The sequence below is a fragment of the Anaeromicrobium sp. genome (assembly GCF_025210435.1).
Classification (GTDB): domain Bacteria; phylum Bacillota; class Clostridia; order Peptostreptococcales; family Thermotaleaceae; genus Anaeromicrobium.
On sequence record NZ_JAOART010000126.1, the window covers coordinates 1 to 4683 of the forward strand.

Below are 4683 nucleotides of genomic sequence, written 5' to 3' on the forward strand. Positions count from 1 at the left end.
CTACTGAGAAGATGGGTGTCCCAAAAGATATTAGAGAAATTGTGCTTCCAATAGGTGCTACTATGCATATGGATGGTACATGTCTTAGTTCTATACTAAAAATATCTTTTATGTTTGGAATATTTGATATTCCATTTGAAGGGGTAGGTACGTATGTTAGTGCAATTCTTTTATCTGTATTAGGTGGAGTAGTTATGTCAGGAGTACCAGGAGGCGGACTTATAGGAGAGATGCTTATTGTAAATATGTATGGATTCCCAGCAGAAGCATTTCCTATTATAGCTACAATTGGATTTTTAGTAGATCCAATGGCTACGATGATCAATGCATCTGGAGATGCAGTAGCATCTATGATGGTTACTAGATTAGTAGAAGGAAAAAATTGGATGAAACAAAATCTGACTCCTCATATACAGTAAAATAAAAAACACAAGAATTTTACTTTAGAGTTATAGCTATTTGATAAATGCTATATACTTAGATGTGTCAGGATAATAAAATTATAATAAAGGGGAATGATGTATGATGAAATTACCTGCTAAAATAGAGATTGCCAATTTACCTACAAAAATTGAAAAATTAGACAGATTATCAAAAAGTTTAGAAGGTCATGAAATTTATATAAAAAGAGATGATCAAACGGGGACTGAAATTGCAGGAAATAAAGTGAGAAAATTAGAGTATAGTGTGAAAGAGGCGCTGAATCAAGGTTGTGATTATTTAATTACTTGTGGAGGGGTTCAATCTAATCATGCAAGAGCTACTGCTGCTGTTGCTGCAAAACTTGGTATTAAGTCATTCTTAGTTCTTAGAAACAAGGGAGAGAAGAAGGTAGAAGGTAATTGTTTTTTAGATCAAGTATTAGGTGCACAGCTTCGTTTCATTACGGCTGATGAATATAGCAACCATAGAATGGATATTATGAAAGAAATAAAAGCTGAATTAGATAGAAAAGGGCATAAGGCGTATATTATACCAGAAGGAGCTTCTAATGGAATTGGGACATTTGGATATTATAACGCTATGGAAGAAATTTTAAAGCAAGAAGAGGAAATGGGCATAAAATTTGATGCTATTGTTATGGCTGTAGGTTCTGGAGGTACTTATGCAGGACTGTTTTATGGAAATAAAATAAATGAAAATAGTGCTAAAATATTTGGTGTGAATGTATGCGATGATGCTCAACATTTTAAAGAAGCAATCGAAAATATACTTCATGAAAGTTTTCAGTATACTGATCAACCTATAGAATTTACCAAAGAAGAAATCAATATTATAGATGGATATGTAGGAAAAGGGTATGCTTTGAGTCGTCCAGAAGAGTTAAAATTTATTCATGAATTAGCTAAATTAGAAGGGGTAATATTAGATCCTGTTTATACAGGAAAAGCTATGTATGGTTTAGTAGAAGAAATTAAGAAAGGGAATCTAAAAGATTATAAAAATATTTTATTTATTCATACAGGAGGACTTTTTGGGTTGTTTCCTAAACAAGATCAATTTTCTTTTTAAAAAAAGGGGTGTCTCAAGTTTGATGATTTGAGACACTCTCCTTTTTTTTATGATTATGACATTAATGAATAAAAAAATCATAAAGCCTGTTTTTTTATTTGTTATACAAAAGTGTGGCAGGATGAGGATTTTGTGGTGGTATAAGTAATTTTATCAATCCGTATGGAATTGAACAATGAGATGAATTCGGAAAAACGGAAAATGGTTCTGAAAAACGGAAAACACAGAGCGTGATGAATTTGTCTACAAATATAAGGTGAATATAGCCTGTTTGTAGCTAGAATAGTTCGTAAAAACGAACTGTTTGTAATTTTGAAAGTATAGTATTTAATATGGATTTCAAGAAAATTTAAATATACTTGGGAAAATAGTCTTCAAAAAAATAAATTTTCATAATAAAAAAACAGATAAATGCCTGTATTTCTAATGGGTTTGTAGATTTCATTGATAAAATAGTTTTGTTTTTTAAAAAATAAATTAGACAGAGAAAAATATTTTTTTACAATGGCATGAATATTGCTATTAATATGATTGTCTGAATAAATACAAAATAATTAAGGAGTTGAAGTAATGAAAGGAACAGAAGTCATTGGTAGTAATTTTTACTTCGGAGGATGCGATACCGTAAAACTAGCTAAAAAATATGGAACGCCTCTTTATGTTATGTCCGAAGATTATATATGTGAAAGATGCAAAGAAATAAGAGAAGATTTTTTAGGAAAATATGAAAACACTAGAGCTGTTTATGCAAGTAAAGCCTTTTTAACATTAGAGATGTGTAGAATAATAGAAAGAGAAGGTCTTGGAATAGATGTTGTATCAGGAGGAGAATTATATACTGCTATCAAAGCAGGATTTCCAATGGAAAAAGTAATATTCCATGGAAATAATAAAACTATAGATGAAATAGAATTGGCAGTAAAAAACAATGTAGGAAGAATGGTCGTTGATAATTTATATGAATTAGAGCTATTAAATAGTGTAGCACAAGCTTTTGGAAAAACAATGAAAATTTTATTTAGAATTACTCCTGGGGTAGATAGTCATACCCATAAGTATATTAGTACAGGACAAATAGATTCTAAATTTGGAATACCCCTTAAAGGGAATATTATTAACGAAGCTATAAAAAGAGCTATGGATGCTAGTCATATTGAATTGATGGGATTCCATTTTCACGTAGGGTCACAACTTTTTGATAATGAATCACATATAAAAGCAGTAAAAATATTAGTAGAATTAATGAAAAATATGAAAGAAGAAGAAGGATTCATTACAAAGGAGTTAAATACAGGTGGAGGATTTGGGATTTATTATGCAGAGGGAGACGAGCCAAAGCCTTTGAAATACTTTACAGATGCTGTCATGGAGACGATCAAAGAGGAATGTGAGGAAAAGGGTCTTTGGATGCCACAAGTAATTATTGAACCAGGAAGATGGATGGTAGGAGAAGCAGGAATTACTTTATATACAGTAGGGTCTATTAAGGAGATCCCTGGTGTAAGAACTTATGTAGGGATTAATGGAGGATTACCGGATAACCCAAGACCAGCTCTTTATGATGCAAAATACGAAGCAGTTGTAGCCAATAAAATGGATCAAGAAAAAAATAGCTTAGTGACAATAGCAGGAAAGTGCTGCGAATCAGGAGATATTTTAAGATATGATCTAAAAGTACCAATTCTTGAATCAGGAGATATTTTAGCAGTTAAAAGTACGGGTGCATATAATTACTCTATGGCAAGTAATTATAATAAAATACCAAGACCAGCAGTTGTAATGGTTAAGGGAGGAGAGGATAGAACTATAGTTAAAAGAGAAACTTATGAAGATTTATTAAGAAATGAACTGTAAAGACGGTATAATAATAGCATAAGGAAAATGAAGGAGGATGTATAATGAAATTTACTAAAATGCATGGAGCTGGAAATGATTTTGTGCTATTCAATGGTCTAAAAGAAAATATTGATGACTATGGGAAACTGGCTTTGCAGGTATGTCATCGACATTTTAGTGTGGGTGGAGATGGTATAATGGTTGTTGAAGAAAGTAATGTAGCAGATGTGAAGATGATTTATTTTAATTCAGATGGTTCCCAAGGTGAAATGTGTGGAAATGGAATAAGGTGTTTTTCTAAGTTTGTATATGATAATAATATTGTAAATAAAGAAGTTTTTACGGTAGAAACATTAGCGGGGATTCAAAATATATGGCTTGAAGTAGAGAATAAAGAAGTGAAGTTTGTAAAAGTAAAAATGAGCAAGCCTTTATTTGACCCAAAAGATATACCTGTTATGTGTGAAGGTGAAAAGGTGATTGAAAAGTGTGTTGAAATAGATGGAAAAGAAGTTGTATTTTCTACTATATTTTTAGGAGTGCCTCATACGGTAGTTTTTGTGGATGATATTAAGGATATAGATATTAATGGATTAGGAAGTAAAATGGAGATTCACCCAATCTTTCCTAAAAAGACAAATGTAAATTTTGTTGAAGTAAAAGATAGAAATCATATTAACGTATATACTTGGGAAAGAGGAGCAGGGAGAACGCTAGCCTGTGGAACGGGATGTTGTTCGAGTGTTGTTTTAGGAAATGTTTTAAATAAGCTTAATCAAAAAGTGAAAGTTCAAGCGGAAGGCGGCGCAATGGAAATTGAAATTAAAGATGATTTTGATGTATTTATGAAAGGGGAAGCTACGACTATTTGCGTGGGAGAGTTTATGAATTTTTAAAGGTTTACTTTTAATATTGGTTTATGATACATAACAAAAGGGGTACATCTTTAACCAAGTAAAAATAAATGATCGATAATATATTTAATAAAAATGATAGGAGGATGTACAAATGACCACGAAACAAAAGCAAAGTATTTGGAAAGCATATAGATTTCCGATTATCTTATTGACAGGGATTGTGCTAGGGAGTTTAATAGGAATTCAAATGGGGGAAAGAGCAAGTATATTTAAACCTTTAGGAGATTTATTCTTAAATGGTATGTTTACCATTGTAGTACCTTTGGTTTTTCTTTCGATAAGTAGTGCTGTATCGAATATGGCTAATCTAAAAAGACTTGGGAAAATATTAGGAAACTTATTTTTAACATTTGCTATAACTGGTTTGATTGCTGCTTTTATAATGATTGTTGTAGTGAATGTATTTCCACCAGCAGAA

At 31.6% G+C, this 4683-nt stretch carries 5 protein-coding genes; all 5 read left to right on the plus strand.

Going from position 1 to position 4683, the window contains the following annotated elements; translation table 11 throughout:
• Positions 1-419, plus strand: a 419-nt coding sequence (locus N4A57_RS15565; RefSeq protein WP_293658957.1) for a dicarboxylate/amino acid:cation symporter, incomplete at its 5' end; no start/stop codon positions are given.
• Positions 420-522: 103 nt separating this feature from the next.
• Entirely contained in the window at positions 523-1512 is a 990-nt protein-coding gene (locus tag N4A57_RS15570; protein WP_293658958.1) for a D-cysteine desulfhydrase family protein, read from the plus strand.
• A 570-nt stretch (positions 1513-2082) separates the two neighbouring features.
• Entirely contained in the window at positions 2083-3366 is a 1284-nt protein-coding gene (lysA, locus tag N4A57_RS15575; RefSeq protein ID WP_293658959.1) for a diaminopimelate decarboxylase, read from the plus strand.
• Between the two features lie 44 nt (positions 3367-3410).
• Entirely contained in the window at positions 3411-4244 is an 834-nt protein-coding gene (gene dapF, locus N4A57_RS15580; protein WP_293658960.1) for a diaminopimelate epimerase, read from the plus strand.
• A 112-nt stretch (positions 4245-4356) separates the two neighbouring features.
• On the plus strand, positions 4357-4683 hold a 327-nt coding region (locus N4A57_RS15585; protein ID WP_293658961.1), incomplete at its 3' end, for a cation:dicarboxylate symporter family transporter.